We start from the raw sequence: 16,940 nt of genomic DNA on the forward strand, positions 1-16,940 counted from the left end.
CGCCAAGGTCGGTTCGCCAACGATCATTCCTGAGGCGGTTCGCTGGATGTCCTGGACAAAATGACAAAAAGGCCTTGACACGTCGACGATACGCCAATAAAGTGCGAGACATGTATTTATGTCCTGGACAAAAAGTCTTCTCGCGGTGTCCGTTTCAGCGCCGACGGCGACCGGAAAATTCGGCGCACGCCGTCGCTGAGCGACTGAGATTGGCTGCTGGGCTGCTCCCGACGGGAACAAGCCAGCGGCCGGGAGCGATTGCCGACCATATCGGGCCCTGGTTTATATGTCCTGGACACGAAGGCCCATCGCTTCGATGCGCGGTCTTGCGGCCGGCGACCATCGAGCACTCGCTTTTTCGCCACTGGAGAGTACGCCATGAACGCACCTGAATACTTTTTCCTCCCCGACATACAGGCCAGTGCCGATCAGCGGCAACTGGCGATTCACAAGGTTGGCGTCAGGGGCCTGCGTTACCCGCTGGCGCTGCTCGACGCGGCCGGCAGGGTGCAGAACACCGTCGCCCGGCTGTCGATGTCGGTCGGTCTGCCGCCCGAGGTCAAGGGAACGCACATGTCGCGCTTCGTCGAGCTGCTCGAAGAGAAGCGTGCGCCGCTGAACGTGAACCGCCTGCTGCGCATGCTCGACGAAATGCTCCTCCGCCTGGATGCGCAGAGCGGCGAGATCGAACTGGCCTTCCCCTACTTCATCAGCAAGGTGGCGCCGGTGTCGTCCGCCAAGAGCCTGCTCGACTACGACGTGCGCATGATCGCCGAGAAACGTGCAGGGCAGCGCAGCGAGCTGACCCTGGCGATTGTTGCGCCGGTGACCAGCCTCTGCCCGTGTTCCCGGGAGATCAGTGCCTACGGCGCGCACAACCAGCGCTCGCACATCACGATCAGCGCTCGCCTGCGTTCGGGGATGTCGCCCGAGGAACTGGTGCGGCTGGCCGAGGAGGAAGCTTCGTGCGAAGTGTTCGGACTGCTCAAGCGAGCGGACGAGAAGTGGGTGACCGAGCGCGCCTACGACAATCCGAAGTTCGTCGAGGACCTGGTCCGCGACATCGCGCTGCGTCTGATGAAAGAGCCACGGATCGCGCAATGGACGGTGAAGTCGGAGAACTTCGAATCGATCCACAACCACTCGGCCTATGCCGAGATCTGTGGCGAAAATCCTCAGCGCGCCTGAACGGCAAGGAGATCAATATGCGTAGTGCACAGCGTGTCGCGGTCGTCGGTTCGGGGATTTCGGGCCTGGCCAGTGCCTGGCTGCTGGCGCAGAAGCATCAGGTGACGCTCTACGAGGCGGGCGACGCGCTCGGCGGGCACACCAACACCGTCGATGTGACGCTGGAAGGCGTGAGCCATCCGGTCGATACCGGTTTCCTGGTCTACAACACGCGCACCTATCCGAACCTGACCGCGATGTTCGCCCATCTCGGTGTGGCCAGCGTCGAAAGCGAAATGTCGTTTGCGGTCAGCCTCGACGAGCCCCGTCTGGAGTGGGCGGGAAGCAGCCTGGCGACGGTTTTCGGGCAGAAGCGGAATCTGCTGCGGCCCGACTTCTGGCGGATGCTCTCCGACATCGTGCGCTTCAACCGCGAGAGCGTCGCCTGGCTCGACAGGCACGGCGATGACAGCCTGAGCCTGCGCGACTTCCTCGCCGCAGGGGGCTACTCGCGTCCCTTCGCCGAGTGGTACCTGCTGCCCATGGCCGCCGCGATCTGGTCGTGTCCGGCCGGGCAGATGCTCGATTATCCGCTCGCCAGCTTCGTGCGCTTCTGCCGCAACCACGGTCTGCTGCAGGTCTTCGACCGGCCGTTGTGGCGAACGGTGCGTGGCGGCGGGCGGCAATACGTCAATAAGCTTGCCGCGTGTCTCGACGATGTTCGCCTGGCGACGCCGGTGCGCGCCATCGAGCGAACCCTGGGTCGCCCTGCGCAGGGTCTGATCGTGCGCACCGACGCGACTGTCGAGCGCTACGATCAGGTGGTTCTCGCCTGCCATAGCGATCAGGCGCTGTCCGTCCTGGGCAAGGCGGCGACACTGGCCGAGCGCCGCTTGCTGGGCGCCGTTCGCTATGCGCCGAATCGCGCCGTGCTGCACAGCGACGCCGCGCTCCTGCCGCGCTCGCCCGCTCTCTGGTCGGCGTGGAACTATCTCGCCGGTGGGCAGGAACTCGACCGGCACCCGGTCAGCGTTTCCTACCTGATCAATCGCCTGCAGCCGCTGCCCTTCGCCACGCCAGTCGTGGTGACGCTGAACCCGCAGCGCCAGCCGGCGCGCGAGCGCGTGATCGCCGAGTTCGACTACGAGCATCCGATTTTCGACCGCGCGGCGATCGCCGCGCAGCGCGAGTTGCCGGCGGTTTCCGGTGCGCACGGGGTGTGGTTCTGCGGCGCCTGGAACGGCTACGGCTTCCACGAGGACGGCCTCAAGTCGGCGTTGCAGGTGGCCAACGCCCTCGGCTGCCACGCGCCGTGGCAGGGTTTCGACGCGGCTGTCCGGGGTCGCCCGGCGGCCGCGCGGATCGAGGAACTGGCGGCATGAACGCGGCACCGGCGCGCCTCTTCGTCGGGCAGGTGATGCACCGCCGGGTACGGCCGGCGGCCAACCGCTTCGTCTATCCGGTCTATTTCTGCCTGCTGCCGCTGTCGCGCATCGAGCAATCGGCGAGTGCCCTGTTCGCGGTCAATCGCTGGAACCTCTTCAGCTTCCATTTTGCCGACCACGGTGCACGCGACGGCTCGCATCCGCTGCCCTGGGTGCGCCAGCTGCTGCAGCGCGAAGGAATCGGGGCCGACGGCGAGGTCTGGCTGCAGTGTTTTCCGCGTGTCCTCGGTTTCGTCTTCAATCCGATCAGCCTGTGGTTCTGTCACGACCGTGCAGGCGATCTGCTGGCCGTGCTTGCCGAGGTGAACAATACCTTTGGTGAGCGCCACAACTACCTGCTCGCGCACGCCGACGGCCGACCGATCCGCGACGGCGAGACGCTCGAGCGGCGCAAGGTGTTCCACGTCTCGCCATTCATGGACGTCGCCGGCTACTACCGCTTCCGCTTTCACTGGCGCGGCGGGCGAGACGGTCGCCCGGCATGGCGCCTGGCGCGCATCGATCATGGTGACGCAGCCGGTGATCTGCTGCACACGTCGATTTCCGGCCAGGCCGAAGCACTGGCCAGCGGCCCGCTGCTGAAAGCCTTTGTCCGCTTTCCCCTGATGACCCTGGCGGTCGTCCTGCGCATTCACTGGCAGGCGCTGAAGTTGTGGGTCAAGCGCGTTCCCTTTTTCAGCAAACCCGAACCTCCACTCGAGGAGACCAGCCGATGAACACGATGGAAAATACCCTCAGCCTCCCCGCGGCGTCTGGCCGCAAGACACTGCCGCGCAGCGCCAGGGCTGTGCTGGCCCTGCTCGAAGGGATAGAGCACGGGCGCCTGGAAGTTCGCCTGCCCGACGGCAGCAGTCCGTGTTTTGGTCAGGCCGCCGCCGGCCAGCGCGCCGCCGTTCTCGAGGTCGCCGAGTGGTCGGTCTTCGACCAGGTGCTCGAACGCGGCGACGTCGGCTTCGCCGAGGCGTGGATCGACGGTGACTGGCAAAGCCCCGATCTCACCGCGCTGCTGACCCTGCTGGCGGAAAATCGCCAGGCGCTTTCGCGCGCCGTCTATGGCCATTGGTGGGGCTTGCTCAGCGCTCGCCTGCGCCACCTGCTGAACGCCAACACGCGCAGCGGCGCGCGCCGCAACATCATGGCGCACTACGACCTGGGCAATGATTTCTATGGCCAGTGGCTGGACCCGACGATGAGCTACTCGAGCGCGCTCTACTCGACCGACGCACCGCGGTCGATGGCCGCTGCGCAGCGCGCCAAGTACCGGCGAATCCTGCATCGGCTCGACGCCCGCCCCGGGCAGCGGGTGCTGGAGATCGGTTGTGGCTGGGGCGCTTTCGCAGAAACCGCGGCACGCGAGGCGGGTCTGCAGGTCGTCGGACTGACGCTGTCGCCGGCCCAGTGCGAGTTCGCTCGCCGGCGGATGCTGCTCGCCGGCGTCGGGCAGCAGGTGCAGATCGAGTTGCGCGACTATCGCGATCTGCTTGGCGGGCAGTGCGACCGGCCGTTCGACCATATCGTCTCGATCGAGATGTTCGAAGCGGTCGGCGAACGCTGGTGGCCGACCTACTTCAAGGCCCTGCAGCAGCTGCTGGCGCCGGGCGGGCGGGCGGTGGTGCAGAGCATCACCATCGCCGACGAGTTGTTCGCGCGTTATCGTCGCGGCACCGATTTCATTCAGCAGCACGTGTTTCCCGGCGGCATGCTCCCCAGCCCTTCGGTGTTCGGCCAGCGGGCAGCGCGTGCCGGCCTGGCAGTTGCCGACGCTTTCGCTTTCGGGCGCGATTATTCGCGCACGCTCGCCGAATGGTCGGCGAACTTCGAGCAGAACTGGCCGGCGATCGAGGCGCAGGGTTTCGACGAACGCTTCCGCCGCCTGTGGCGTTTTTATCTGGCCTACTGCCAGGCCGGTTTCAACAGCGGCGCGACCGACGTCATGCAGTTCGAGCTGGCACACGCGCGATGAAGCGACTGCTGATGGCAGCCGTTCTCTTCGCCGCCAGCGCTTTCGCCCACGCCGTTCCCGACGTCCTGCGCCAGAGCGGGGCCGAGTGGACGCGCTGGGGCAGCGGCGAGATGAGCTGGTTCGGCTTCACCCTCTACCGTGCCACCCTGTGGGTCGCGGCGGCACGGCCGGGCGTCGATCTTCCGGCGAACGTGCCGACGGCCCTGCAGCTCGACTACCGACGCGACATCGCGCGTGACCGCCTGGTGCAGGCCAGCCTCGACGAGATGCGTCGGCTTGGCGCCAGCGACACGCAGTTGCAGCGCTGGGAGGGCGACTTGCGGCGCGTCTTTCCCGACGTCAAGGACGGCGAGAGCATCGTCGGCGTTCATTACCCCGGGCGGGGAGCGTCTTTCTTTCACCGTGGTCGCCCGAACGGCGAAATAGCCGACGCCGATTTCGCGCGCCTGTTCTTCGCCATCTGGCTCGACCCGCGCAGCAGCCAGCCGGGGTTGCGCGCTGCGCTCCTCGAGCGTCCCGCACTGTGAGCCTGGGCATGAACGCAGCGCAAGCGCTGTCCTTGCCGCGCCGGCAGCTCCTCGCCTACGGCGCGCTGGGTCTGCCCCTGGCGATGGCTGCACTGCCGGTCTATGTGCATGTGCCCCGCCTCTACGCCGACGCCGCCGGCATGAGTCTGGGCCTGCTCGGCGGGCTGCTGCTGGCGGCGCGGCTGGTCGATGCGGTCATCGATCCGCTGCTCGGCGGCTGGAGCGACCGGACGGCCAATCGTCAGCGGCTGATCCTGCTCGCCCTGCCGTGTCTCGCACTGGGTATGCTGGCCTTGCTCCACCCGCCCGCCAGCGCCGCTCCACTGTGGCTGTTCGGCTCGATGCTGGTCACCTATTTCGGGTTTTCGCTGGCCAGCGTCGCCTATCAGGCGTGGGGAGCGGAACTCGGCCGCGACGCCGGCGAGCGCACGCGACTGACCGCCAGTCGTGAAGGTTTCGGCCTGCTCGGCGTCGTCCTCGCCGCTGCACTCCCCGGTCTTCTCTCCAATGACCTGGCGCAGGGCCTGTCCGGCCTGGCGCAGATTTTCCCGCTGCTGCTCCTGGTGCTGGCGGTGTGGACGTTGTCGGGTTCACCGCAGGCGCTGGCCCGAACGCCGGCCAGCGGCAGTCTGCTCGGCGACCTGCGCGGCGTCCTGGCAGAGCAGCGCTTTCGCCGCCTGCTGGCGGTATTCGTGGTCAACGGCATCGCTGCCGCCTTGCCGGCGACCCTGGTCCTGTTCTATGTCGCCGATGTGCTGCAGGCGGAAGCCTGGAGTGGCGCTTTCCTGGCCCTGTACTTCGTCAGCGGAGTCGCGTTCCTGCCCCTGTGGGTGACGCTCGCCCGGCGCTACGGCCGCGTGCGCAGCTGGATCGCGTCGATGCTGGTGGCGATTGGCTCCTTCGCCTGGGCCTGGGGTCTGGGCGTTGGTGACGTCGGGCCTTTCGCCGTCGTCTGCCTGCTTTCGGGTGCGGCGCTTGGCGCCGACCTGACCCTGCCGGCTGCCTTGCTCGCCGACATCGCGGAGTACCGTGCGCGGGCTGGCGATGCGAAAGACAGGGCGGGAGGTGGGGAGGTCGTTGCGGTCACCGACGCCAGGCCAGCGCAGGCCGGCGCCTACTTCGGCTGGTGGAATCTGGTCGCCAAGCTCAACCTGGCGCTCGCCGCCGGCCTGGCCTTGCCGCTGCTCGAGTCGGTCGGCTACCGGCCGGGAGTCGCCGCGACGGCGACCGGTCTCGCCGCAGTCTATTGCCTGCTTCCCTTGCTCTTCAAGACGGTCGCAGCACTGCTGGCGTGGCGCTGGCGAAACACTTTGGAGGTCTGCTGATGAAAACCCTGTGGCTGGCGTGTCTTGCCTGCGGCGTTCTTGGTCTTGGCGGCTGCTCCGGCGTTCCCGTCGAGCGCTACCGGGGCGAACAGCCGGTGCTCGATCTGGCCCGGTACTTCAACGGAACGATCGACGGCTGGGGAATGTTCCAGGATCGTTCGGGCGCTGTGATCAAGCGTTTTCATGTGCTCATCGACGCCAGTTGGGAAAAACGTGACGGCGTCGACGTCGGTACCCTCGATGAGCACTTCTCCTGGTCCGACGGCACGACCTCCCGTCGCGTGTGGACCATCACCCGGGTCGACGCGTCGCACTACGTTGGCCGCGCGGACGACGTCGTCGGCGAGGCGCAGGGCGAAGCCGCGGGCAACGCGCTGCGCTGGCGTTACGTGCTGGCGCTGCCGGTCGACGGCCGGGTGTGGAACGTGGACTTCGACGACTGGATGTTCCTGATCGACGACAAGGTGATGCTCAACCGTTCAGAAATGCGCAAGTTCGGCTTCCGGCTCGGCGAAGTGACGCTCGGTTTCAGCAAGCGGTGAAGCGATGAATCCACCCATCGAAGACTGGTCCGGCAAGCGCGTCTGGCTGCTCGGCGCCTCGAGCGGCATCGGCGCGGCGCTCGGCAGGCTGTTGCTGGCGCGTGGCGCCCGCGTCGCCTTCTCGGCACGCAATGCGGCCCGCCTCGCCGAAGTGGCTGGCGATGGCGAGCGGGCGCTGGTCCTGCCCTGCGACGCCGCCGACCACGCCAGCCTGCAGGCCGCCTGGGAGAAGCTGCTGCTGGCGTGGGGAGGCGTCGACGTGGCGCTCTACGTCGCCGGCGATTACCTGCCGATGCGCGCCTGGGACCTCGATGTGGAACGGGCGCGGCAGATGATCGACATCAACTTCGCCGGGGCGGTATCGTTCGCTGCCTGCGTGGTGCCGCAACTGCTGCGCCAGGGGGGTGGCCAGATCGGCTTCGTCGCCAGCGTCGCCGGTTACCGAGGACTGCCGAAGTCCCTGATCTACGGCCCGACCAAGGCGGCGCTGATCAATTTCGCCGAAGCGCTCTACCTCGATCTGCAAGCGAAAGGGATCGGCGTACGGGTGATCAACCCGGGCTTCGTCGCCACCCCGCTCACCGCGAAGAACGATTTCGCGATGCCGGCGCTGTTGACCCCCGAGCAGGCAGCGCAGGAGACGATCGACGGTTTCGCCGGCAGCGCGTTCGAAATCCACTTTCCGAAACGCTTCACGCGCGTGGTCAAGTTGCTCGCTCACCTGCCGTACCGGATCTATTTCCCGCTCCTCCGCCGTTTCGTTGACCGATGAGGAGGCGAGCATGAGCCATACGGAGGCCGTCGACGCGCTGAGCGCGTTCTACGAAGGCCTGAGTGCCGAGAGCGTTGCACGCTTTCCGGAGTTCTACGCCGAAGACGCGGCCTTCAAGGATCCGTTCAACGAGGTGCGTGGCGTGGCGGCGATCCAGCGCATCTTCGCGCACCTGTTCCGGCAGGTCGGCGAAGCGCGCTTCGTCGTGCGCGAGCGGGTGGTCGCCGACAACGGCGCGATGCTGGTCTGGGAAATGCACTTCCGGCTGAACGGCATGCCAGCGCGGGGCCAGGCACAGGTGATCCATGGCGCCTCGCACCTCAGCTTTGACGGCGAAGGCAAGGTCGTCTGGCATCGCGATTACTGGGACGCCGCCGAGGAGCTCTACGCGAAGCTGCCGGCAATCGGCTGGCTGATGCGCTTCCTGCAAAGGAAACTGGCCGCCTGAGGAGGTGGATCGGGGGGGCGGGCCGCAGGAGCCCAGGGCATTCGCTTGCGGATCGTCGCCGAGTGCTTCGGCGACGCTTGCTGGTTCGTCGATTCCCCCCCTCCCCCCCCTGACGAGATCGGCAGACATTTCCAAGTGTCGGAGCTTTTTACAGTGGCGGGTTTTTTGGATCGACTATCTTCCGTCAAGGCAATGTTTTAAAAGGAATAAGATTATTAGGCACGTTTTGTGCTTGGAGTGAGTGCAGTTTCGGGATGGCCGCGCTTTTGCGACACAATGGACAATCTGTATATGGAGAGTGAAATGAAGGGTAAGCGAATCAATAAAGCCGTCGTGGCGGCCGCGGCCATCACGCTCGGCCTGGCCAGCGCCGGCGCCAGCGCCGCTCAGATCTACTGGACCGACTGGATCGGCTCCAACCCCGTGACGTCGGGATTTCAGGGTACCGGGACGATCACCACCGGCACGGCAACGATTGGGGTGACCTATACCAATCCGCAGGGAATCGGCTTCTATGAGACGGGTGGGGGTGGCGATTATTGGATCAACCAATTCAACGGAGCAGGCCCCTCGCCGTACACGAGCTCGGCGGTCGACAATCGTCCGACCGGTTCCGACCTCATCGCCTTGAGTCGGGCAGGCACGCAGACCCTGAGCTTCTCGCAGACCGTCGCCAACCCGGTTTTCGCTTTCGTCAGCCTGAATGGCAATGGTTATGCCTTCGACCAGGATTTCGAGCTTCTCAGTCTTGGCGGCGTTGGTGGCAACGCTTGCGGCTACTGGGGTTGCGGTGGTGCCAGCAAGGTCGTCGTCGACCTCGGCGGGGGAAACTTCGAGTACCAGCTCAACAGCAACAACGTCGGGGGACTTGAACCGCACGGCGCACTGCGCTTCCTTGGCGCATTCGACACGGTAAGCTGGAGAAGCAGTTCGGACGAGTACTGGAACGGTTTTACCGTGGGCGTACAGGGAACGGCCGCCGAGGTTTTCCCTCCCAACGGCGTACCCGAGCCCGGATCGCTGGCCCTTCTCGGCCTCGGCCTGCTGGGCGTGATCGCCGCGGGCAAGCGCAAGCAAGGCTAGCTGGTCAGCCAATCCCGCTCACGACCCCGCCTCGGCGGGGTTTTTCGTGGGCGCCTGGCCCGCACGCCAGCGCAGGTCGGCCAGCGGTCGGAATCCGGGCAGTTCTGTGCCAAGCTGCCGGCAATCGGCAGGCTGATGCGCTTCCGGCAAAGGAAACTGGCCGCCTGAGGAGGTGGGTCGGGGGAGGGCGGGCCGCAGGTGGCCCAGGGCTTTCGCGCGCGCTGCCTGGTGGTCGCCTGGTGGCGGCCTTGCCCCGCGGCAGCGTCTGAAGCACAATCTGCCCGCCGCTGGCAGGCGGCCATTCGCCCAAGCAACCACGAGGTCGCCATGCCCGACACCCGCGACGAACACCAGGACATCCGCGACGCCGTGCGCGACCTGTGCCGGCAGTTCCCGGACGCCTATTTCCGCAAGATCGACGAGCAGCGCGGCTATCCCGAGTCTTTCGTCGCTGCGCTGATCGGCGCCGGCTGGCTGGCGGCGATGATTCCCGAGGAATACGGCGGATCGGGGCTGGGGCTGACCGCGGCGAGCGTGATCATGGAGGAAATCAATCGCAGCGGTGGTAACGCTGCCGCCGTGCATGGCCAGATGTACAACATGGGAACGCTGCTGCGCAGCGGCAGCCCGGCACAGAAGGCGAAGTACCTGCCCGACATCGCCGCCGGCAAGCTGCGCATCCAGTCGATGGCAGTCACCGAGCCGGGCGCCGGCACCGACACGACGCGCATCAAGACCAGCGCGGTGAGGAAGGACGGCCGCTACGTGGTCAACGGCCAGAAGGTGTGGATCTCGCGCGTCCAGCACTCGGACCTGATGGTCCTGCTCGCGCGCACGACGCCGCTCGCCGAGGTGCAGAAGAAATCCGAAGGGATGTCGATCTTCATCGTCGATCTGCGGCAGGCGATAGGCAAGGGCCTCCGCGTGCAGCCGATTGCCAACATGGTCAATCACGAGACCAACGAACTCTTCTTCGACAATCTGGAGATTCCGGAAGAGAACCTGATCGGCGAGGAGGGCAAGGGCTTCAAGTACATCCTCGAAGGGCTCAACGCCGAGCGCGCGCTGATCGCCGCCGAGTGCATCGGCGACGGCTACTGGTTCGTCGATCGCGCCAGCCGCTACGCGAAGGAACGCGTCGTCTTCAACCGGCCGATCGGCCAGAACCAGGGCGTGCAGTTTCCGATCGCCGACGCCTTCATCGAGGTCGAGGCGGCCAACCTGATGCGCTTCAGGGCCTGCGCACTGTTCGACGCGCAGTTGCCCTGCGGCGCCGAGGCGAACATGGCCAAGTACCTGGCGGCCAAGGCGTCGTGGGAGGCAGCCAACGTCTGCCTGCAGACGCACGGCGGCTTCGGCTTCGCCAGCGAGTACGACGTCGAGCGCAAGTTCCGCGAGACGCGCCTCTACCAGGTCGCGCCGATCTCGACCAACCTGATCTTTTCCTACGTCGCCGAGCACCTGCTCGGGTTGCCGCGTTCTTTCTAGAAAGCCTGCCATGCGCCCGCTCGACGGCATCACCGTGGTCACCCTCGAACACGCCATCGCCGCGCCCTTCTGCACCCGCCAGCTGGCCGACCTCGGCGCCCGCGTGATCAAGGTCGAACGGCCGCTTACCGGCGACTTTGCACGCGCCTACGACGAGCGCGTACGCGGCCTGGCGTCGCACTTCGTGTGGACCAACCGCTCGAAGGAGAGCCTAACGCTCGACGTCAAGCACGCCGAGGCGCAGGTCATCCTGGCGCGACTGCTCGAACACGCCGACGTGCTGGTCCAGAATCTGGCGCCCGGCGCTGCGGCGCGCCTGGGCCTGGCGTACGCGGCGCTGCGCGAGAAGCACCCGCGGCTGATCGTCTGCGACATCTCGGGCTACGGCAGCGACGGGCCGTATCGCGACAAGAAGGCCTACGACCTGCTCATTCAGAGCGAGTCGGGCTTTCTCTCGGTCACCGGCCTGCCCGACGCGCCGGCCAAAGCCGGCTGCTCGATCGCCGACATCTCGGCCGGCATGTACGCGCAGAGCAACATCCTCGCCGCGCTGCTGCAGCGTGGGAAAAGCGGGCGTGGCTGCCATGTCGAGGTGTCGATGCTCGAAAGCATGGTCGAGTGGATGAGCTACCCGCTGTACTACGCCTTCGCTGGCGCCACGCCGCCGCCGCGTGCCGGCGCCGCGCACGCGACGATCTTTCCCTACGGCCCGTTTACCGCCGGCGACGGCAAGACGGTGATGCTCGGTCTGCAGAACGAGCGCGAGTGGCAGGTCTTCTGCGCACAGGTGCTCGAACGCCCGGATCTGGCCTGCGATGCGCGCTTCTCTTCCAACTCGCGGCGCACGCAGGCGCGCGACGAACTGCGCACGCTGATCGACGAGCGCTTCGCGCGGCTCAGCTCCGAGCAGCTGATCGCCAGGCTCGACGCGGCGCAGATCGCCAACGCGCGCATGAACGACATGCACGAGGTCTGGGAGCATCCGCAGCTCAAGGCGCGCGGGCGGTGGACCGAGGTCGATACGCCGTCCGGCCCGATTCCCGCGCTGCGGCCACCCGGCCAGGTCGATTCCTTCACGCCGCGCATGGACGCCGTGCCGGCGCTCGGGGAGCACACCGACGCCATCCTGAGCGAACTCGGTTGGGATCGGGCGGCGATCGATCGGCTGCGGGACGCGGGGGCGATCTGAGGGAGCGTCGCGACCAAGCCGTCTGCCGGCGTCGGTCGGCGGCTTGCTGCTCACGGCTTTTTAGCGTGGTTGCTCGAGCCGCCGACATTTTTGTCGGCGCCCGCTCGGTGACGGATGGCCTTGCCCCGTCACGCGTGGCGAACAAGGCTCAGACGCTGGCCAACTCGGCAGACGCAGCGCCGCGGCCGCCATTCGAGGTCTGCATTTTTCTTGCCACGCTGTCAAACCCATCGCCCGTTCCACACGAAACGACATCGAGCCGGCAATCAATGACCGTTAGGTACGCGTAATCGATGCTCCGCCGTCGGCCAGCGAGGCGGTGCCAGTCACGAAGGCCGAATCATCCGACGCCAGATACAATACCGAGCGGGCCAGTTCTTCTGGACTGGCTACGCGCTTCAGGGCGTGCAGGCTGGTGACGAAGGCCTGCGACTCAGCCGTGTTGTTCATGCTGCGGTACATGTCAGTGTCGACCGCACCGGGCAGGATCGCATTGACACGCACCCCTTGCGGACCAAACTCGGCAGCCAACACCTGCGTCAGGCCGATCAGCCCCGACTTGCTTGCAGCGTAGGCGGCAACACCTGGGAAGGCAAAGGTGTGGCCGACGAAGGTGGAGGTGAAGATCACCGAGCCGCCGCCGAATTTGAGCATTAGCGGGATCTGGTGCTTGGCACCCAGAAAGGAACCGGTGAGGTTGATGGCGATGGCCTCATTCCAGCCCGCTTCGGAAACGTCGGTGCTCGGAGCGATTTCGCCCAGTGTGCCGGCGTTGTTGAAGCCGATGTCGAGCCGGCCGTAGCGCTCGACCGCCAGGGCGACGAGCGCCCTGGCATAGTCCTCCGAGCGCACATCGCCAGGCAGTGCGCAGGCTTCGCCGCCGGTCGCGCGGATCTGCGCGACCAACTCGTTTAACTCGCCCGTGCGCCGCGCGCTGACGATGACTTTGGCTCCTTCGGCGGCAAACAGCTTGGCGGTGGCGCGGCCGATGCCCGAACTGGCCCCGGTAATAATGGCAACTTTTCCAGACAAGCGTCCCATGGTGATCTCCTGGTTGGTGCTGGACGGACGGCGTCCGCCTCCGGGCACGTTGGTACCGATTGATTGACCTGCAAGCGGTAGCGAGTTGGTCACCCCATGGCACTCCTGGGCTGGCTCACGTTTGCGGGCTGAGTGAAGTGTGGAACCTAATAGTTGTTCGCGGTAGAGTGCAAATCACGGAACAGCCTTTCGGGAAAGGCGAACAATGTTGAAACTAGACGGCATTTCCAGCTTCGTGGCCATCGCGGAATCCGGCTCGATCAGTGAGGCGGCGAGACGCCTGAATCTGTCGAAATCCGTGGTCAGCGAGCGGCTCGCCGAGCTCGAGCGAATGCTGGGCGCAAGCCTCCTCCATCGAACGACCCGCAAGGTGAGCCTGACCGAGGACGGGACGGCGTTCCTTGAGAAAGCCGCACGCATCATGCGCGCGGTCGAAGAGGCCGTTGCCGACATGGCCGAGCGCCGTGGTACCTTGTCGGGACCCTTGCGCGTTTCCGCTCCGGCCACCTTCGGTCGCATGCATTTGGGACCGGCACTTTATCCTTTTCTTGCCCAGCATCCCAAGCTGGAGCTCACGCTGGACCTGAATGACCGACGGGTGGACGCGGCCGCCGACGGCTATGACGCGGTGGTCAGGCACGGAGCACTGGAGGATTCGCGGCTCGTAGCCTGGCAGCTCGCTCCAAGTCGACGCCTCCTGGTTGCGTCACCCGACTATCTGGCGCGGCACGGCATCCCAAGCACGTTGAACGAGTTGGCGAACCATCGTGGCATCTTCTACATCAATCGGGGAGTGGCCGATTGGACGTTCCAGGACGAGGAAGGTGCACGGGTGGTTCGTGCCACAGTCGCCTTGCGTAGCAATAATGGCGACATGATGCGAGACGCAGCGATCGCCGGCTTGGGCATCGCGCTGCTGCCGACCTTCATCGCCAGCGCCGAGATCCGGTCGGGTGCCTTGCGGGTGATCGACATTGGCCACCAGGCGGCAGCCGAGTACATCTATGTGGCGCACCCCGAGGGCCGGCGTGCGTCGGCCAAGCTGCGGGCATTTGCTGAACGCCTGCGAAACGTCTTCGGCGACCCACCATACTGGGACGCATGGAGCCATCCCGGCGACGCGGTTCCTGTGGCAGCGAAAACCGTAAGTCAGCGTGTCACCACCGCGTCACCGCGTAACTGACCCCACAAAGCGAGAACCCGGGCAGCGCGAGAAGGAAAGTTCTTGTGCGGACACCTGCTCGCCGTCACGCAGGCTGAATGGCTACTGCTGGCCGAGTACATAACGGCCGAAAGCAGCGCTCCCCTGAATCTTCCGTAAACAGTCACTGAACTTCAGCTGCCAACGACCACCGGCACAAGCGGGGTCACACAAGCGAGGTCAGGTCTTTACTTTTTCCCGGATACATACCATCAGTCTTTATCACGACGGCAAGAAGAAGCTGACCCCAGGGCAATCGCATGAATCTTATACAAGACCCAGCAGTTCAGCGCGGAAGGTATCGGACGTGGCGGCGATCAGGCGCTGAACCTTGAGGCCGCCCTTGCGCTTGACCGGGGCGAGGCGGATGAGATTCAAGACAAACTGACGCAGGACAGCCAAATTGTGAGCGGCATGATCGGTGCAAGCGCGCATCTGGTCGTCGCCAAAAGCCACATCCATGCACCAGTGCAGAGTGTTCTCGACACGCCAGTGCATGCGAACGCTGTGATTCATGCGCTGGGCGTCAGGCGCCAAGCTGCTGATATAGGTGCGCCGATCGGTGGAGGTCGCTTTCCCCCGGATCGTTCGCTCGGTGGTGATCACCGCAAACGACTGCAGGTCTGGCCAACGCTCGGGGGCGTGCAAGCAGTCGAGCTGATCGAAGACATAGCAGCGACGCACTTCGATCCGGCCATGATCCTTCTCGACGACTTCGTGAAACTGGTGCGGCGTTTTGCCCGGTGCCGCCTCAAAGGCGCTGAAGAAATCGTCGATCGATTCGGCCAGCTTCGGCTGATTGTCCTTGGCGGCGAGGATGTAGTCCGCTCCGCGGTTGCGAATGGCTTGCGCAATGTTCGGCTGCGTGCCCATGGCATCGATAGTGACGATACAACCCTCCAGGGCCAGCGTCGCCAGCAGTTCAGGGATGGCGGTCTTCTCGTTCGACTTCTCGGCCGTCGCGCGCTGCCCGAGCACCAGACCCGCTTGGGCGGCGAAGGCACTGACCAGGTGCAGGGGTGTTGAGCCCACCCTTCCTGAACGACGACTGGTTTTTCCATCGATGGCCACCACTTCGCCATTTGCCAGCGCGGGCAGTACCTGGCCCACCCAACGCACGAAGGCCGCCCCGAATTGGTCGGGATCAATCGCCGCAAAGACCCGGCCAATGGTGTCGTGCGACGGAATGCCCTGCTCGAGCTTCAGATACTGCCGCAGCCGCTCCAGCTTCTCTTTCGCCCAGGCCTCGATCTCGACAAAGGTATCGGCACCTGACAGGACCGCGCTGACCGACACCACCAGCAATTCGATCAGGTCGTGCTCGACTTTGGTGGCCTGTCTCGGATCCCGCACGCCCACCCAAACGTCGACCAGCCGAACCCTGTTTTCTGCGCTCATGGAAAACTCCAAAAAGACAGAAAACTACACAAATCAAGGGGCTGTGAACAGCCCTTTCGTAACTCCTTGAGCGTAAACGATTATTTCAGAGGGTCAACGACGTTGGCATTCATGCGATTGCCCTGAAGCTGACCCCATGCGTGCGTGTTTTCGGTGCAGAAGCCATCACCGCGCTATGGCCGCAATCGACCCAGAGCGGAAGTCGCCCGATTTGGGAAGGTGACATTCCACGTCTGAAAGGAGGAGTTAAACGTCATCATTGGACCACAAACGTTTCAGCAGAGCGTTGTGCTGTCCAAGATTGAGCCTCGGAAATAGTTTCTGGATCGGTGTAATACTGAAAGTCATAACTCCGCCTCGCCATCCTAGATCGGAAATCTGCATCCCGCACCAGAGCGCGGCAAGATACTTGTCCCGAGTACAGAAGGCAGAGTTCGGACCACCCAGCAAATTGACCGCCACCAGTGTCTCCAATGCTCGGAAGTCAGCAATAGCATTGTGCGCCTGCTCTTCGGAATAGATTCGGCTTGGTTTGATGACGCCTCTTCCGATACGCGGTTCAGTGCCGTCACGAGGTTCGTAAAGGCACGAAAGGGCTGTAATCAAAGGGAAAGATCGTAAGGACAAACCGCATGAGACGGCAAGTTCGCATATTTTCCGTTCGACTCGAGGTAGGACGTTATCTCGATGACGTTCCGCAATCATCGGCGCGACGGATACAAGGAAGCGGACCTCAGCCTCGTATCGAAGAGTGAAGCCCTTCACGATTTCATAAGCGGCACGGTAGTGCTTCTCTTCGTAGTCGATGATTCGAGCTTTGGGTAGGCCTTTTTGCAATACCGCCCGTGCTTCCACAAAGGCCGAGCCGAACTCTTCGTATGAGGGTGATGACCGGCTCTTCCCCTCAATTGCGCACAGGACCGGGTTGACGAAGAAGCTTTGGGAATTCAGAAACTCAAGCCACCACTCGTTTGCTTCAATATCACCTCTTACTTCACCCCGATCAATCGCCCTCAACATACCAGTGACGTTGCGGTCCACTAACAGCATCGGTGCAGAGCAAAATGCCAACGGCAGCCAGCCACCCATCTGGAGCGCATATGCGGTAACTCGGTGGTGGAACGCAATATTGAACTTTACGGATAGTGTGTCGACCATGGCAGATTACTTCTAATGCCAAGCTCAGCAGCCCGAGCACGTCTTGGGCTTCTTGGCGTCAGGTCTTTCCCGTGCCTTGGGCAAAAGCCAAGACCCGACCCCGTCAGCGCGTGATCCGGTCAGCGTGACCCCGTCAGCAGAGGTCTGTTGTTGCTTCCACGGCCTCAACGTCAAGTCGCGCGCGCGGCGCGTG

At 64.6% G+C, this 16,940-nt stretch carries 16 protein-coding genes; 13 read left to right on the top strand and 3 right to left on the bottom strand.

Annotated elements, in window-relative coordinates; genetic code table 11:
* Nucleotides 1–378 precede the first annotated feature (378 nt).
* The 12 genes from folE2 to QZ613_RS13155 all read left to right on the top strand — a co-directional run bounded on the left by folE2 (nt 379) and on the right by QZ613_RS13155 (nt 11,949).
* Nucleotides 379–1,188: a GTP cyclohydrolase FolE2 gene (gene folE2, locus QZ613_RS13100; RefSeq protein WP_291982780.1), complete on the top strand. Its 810-nt coding sequence runs from the start codon at nt 379–381 to the stop codon at nt 1,186–1,188.
* Between the two features lie 17 nt (nt 1,189–1,205).
* Nucleotides 1,206–2,549, top strand: coding sequence for an FAD-dependent oxidoreductase (locus tag QZ613_RS13105; protein ID WP_291982782.1), 1,344 nt, complete (start codon nt 1,206–1,208; stop codon nt 2,547–2,549).
* The gene (locus QZ613_RS13110) at nt 2,546–3,328 is read left to right on the top strand and encodes a DUF1365 domain-containing protein (RefSeq protein ID WP_291982784.1); all 783 of its coding nucleotides are present in this window, start codon (nt 2,546–2,548) and stop codon (nt 3,326–3,328) included. Before QZ613_RS13105 ends, QZ613_RS13110 begins: the two co-directional genes overlap by 4 nt.
* The gene (locus QZ613_RS13115; RefSeq protein ID WP_043566524.1) at nt 3,325–4,575 is read left to right on the top strand and encodes a cyclopropane-fatty-acyl-phospholipid synthase family protein; all 1,251 of its coding nucleotides are present in this window, start codon (nt 3,325–3,327) and stop codon (nt 4,573–4,575) included. The genes QZ613_RS13110 and QZ613_RS13115 overlap by 4 nt, the downstream gene beginning before the upstream one ends.
* Nucleotides 4,572–5,102 carry a chalcone isomerase family protein gene (locus QZ613_RS13120; protein ID WP_043566526.1) on the top strand — a complete coding sequence of 177 codons (531 nt, stop codon included), beginning with the start codon at nt 4,572–4,574 and terminating at the stop codon, nt 5,100–5,102. The genes QZ613_RS13115 and QZ613_RS13120 overlap by 4 nt, the downstream gene beginning before the upstream one ends.
* A gap of 8 nt (nt 5,103–5,110) precedes the next feature.
* The gene (locus tag QZ613_RS13125; RefSeq protein ID WP_043566713.1) at nt 5,111–6,427 is read left to right on the top strand and encodes an MFS transporter; all 1,317 of its coding nucleotides are present in this window, start codon (nt 5,111–5,113) and stop codon (nt 6,425–6,427) included.
* Nucleotides 6,427–6,969, top strand: a complete 543-nt coding sequence (locus QZ613_RS13130; protein ID WP_043566527.1) for a DUF3833 domain-containing protein — start codon at nt 6,427–6,429, stop codon at nt 6,967–6,969. The genes QZ613_RS13125 and QZ613_RS13130 overlap by 1 nt, the downstream gene beginning before the upstream one ends.
* Nucleotides 6,970–6,973: 4 nt before the next feature.
* Nucleotides 6,974–7,741, top strand: coding sequence for an SDR family NAD(P)-dependent oxidoreductase (locus tag QZ613_RS13135; protein ID WP_043566529.1), 768 nt, complete (start codon nt 6,974–6,976; stop codon nt 7,739–7,741).
* Between the two features lie 10 nt (nt 7,742–7,751).
* The gene (locus tag QZ613_RS13140; protein WP_291982787.1) at nt 7,752–8,189 is read left to right on the top strand and encodes a nuclear transport factor 2 family protein; all 438 of its coding nucleotides are present in this window, start codon (nt 7,752–7,754) and stop codon (nt 8,187–8,189) included.
* Between the two features lie 303 nt (nt 8,190–8,492).
* The gene (locus tag QZ613_RS13145; RefSeq protein ID WP_291982789.1) at nt 8,493–9,272 is read left to right on the top strand and encodes a PEP-CTERM sorting domain-containing protein; all 780 of its coding nucleotides are present in this window, start codon (nt 8,493–8,495) and stop codon (nt 9,270–9,272) included.
* 327 nt (nt 9,273–9,599) lie between these two features.
* Entirely contained in the window at nt 9,600–10,760 is a 1,161-nt protein-coding gene (locus tag QZ613_RS13150) for an acyl-CoA dehydrogenase family protein (RefSeq protein WP_291982791.1), read from the top strand.
* Between the two features lie 10 nt (nt 10,761–10,770).
* Nucleotides 10,771–11,949: a CaiB/BaiF CoA-transferase family protein gene (locus tag QZ613_RS13155; protein WP_291982793.1), complete on the top strand. Its 1,179-nt coding sequence runs from the start codon at nt 10,771–10,773 to the stop codon at nt 11,947–11,949.
* A gap of 276 nt (nt 11,950–12,225) precedes the next feature.
* Here QZ613_RS13155 and QZ613_RS13160 read toward each other — a convergent pair whose 3' ends face one another.
* Complete coding sequence (locus QZ613_RS13160; RefSeq protein ID WP_291982874.1) at nt 12,226–12,990, bottom strand: SDR family oxidoreductase; 765 nt, start codon at nt 12,988–12,990, stop codon at nt 12,226–12,228.
* A gap of 205 nt (nt 12,991–13,195) precedes the next feature.
* Between QZ613_RS13160 and QZ613_RS13165 the strand changes: the two genes are divergently transcribed.
* Nucleotides 13,196–14,173, top strand: a complete 978-nt coding sequence (locus tag QZ613_RS13165; RefSeq protein ID WP_291982795.1) for a LysR family transcriptional regulator — start codon at nt 13,196–13,198, stop codon at nt 14,171–14,173.
* 285 nt (nt 14,174–14,458) lie between these two features.
* Here QZ613_RS13165 and QZ613_RS13170 read toward each other — a convergent pair whose 3' ends face one another.
* Both QZ613_RS13170 and QZ613_RS13175 read right to left on the bottom strand, forming a co-directional pair.
* Nucleotides 14,459–15,589 carry an ISAs1 family transposase gene (locus tag QZ613_RS13170; protein WP_291982797.1) on the bottom strand — a complete coding sequence of 377 codons (1,131 nt, stop codon included), beginning with the start codon at nt 15,587–15,589 and terminating at the stop codon, nt 14,459–14,461.
* 246 nt (nt 15,590–15,835) lie between these two features.
* On the bottom strand, nt 15,836–16,747 hold the full coding sequence (locus QZ613_RS13175; protein WP_291982799.1) for a hypothetical protein: 912 nt from the start codon (nt 16,745–16,747) through the stop codon (nt 15,836–15,838).
* Nucleotides 16,748–16,940: the final 193 nt, after the last annotated feature.

It is taken from the genome of Candidatus Accumulibacter sp. ACC005, assembly GCF_907163215.1.
GTDB lineage: Bacteria > Pseudomonadota > Gammaproteobacteria > Burkholderiales > Rhodocyclaceae > Accumulibacter > Accumulibacter regalis.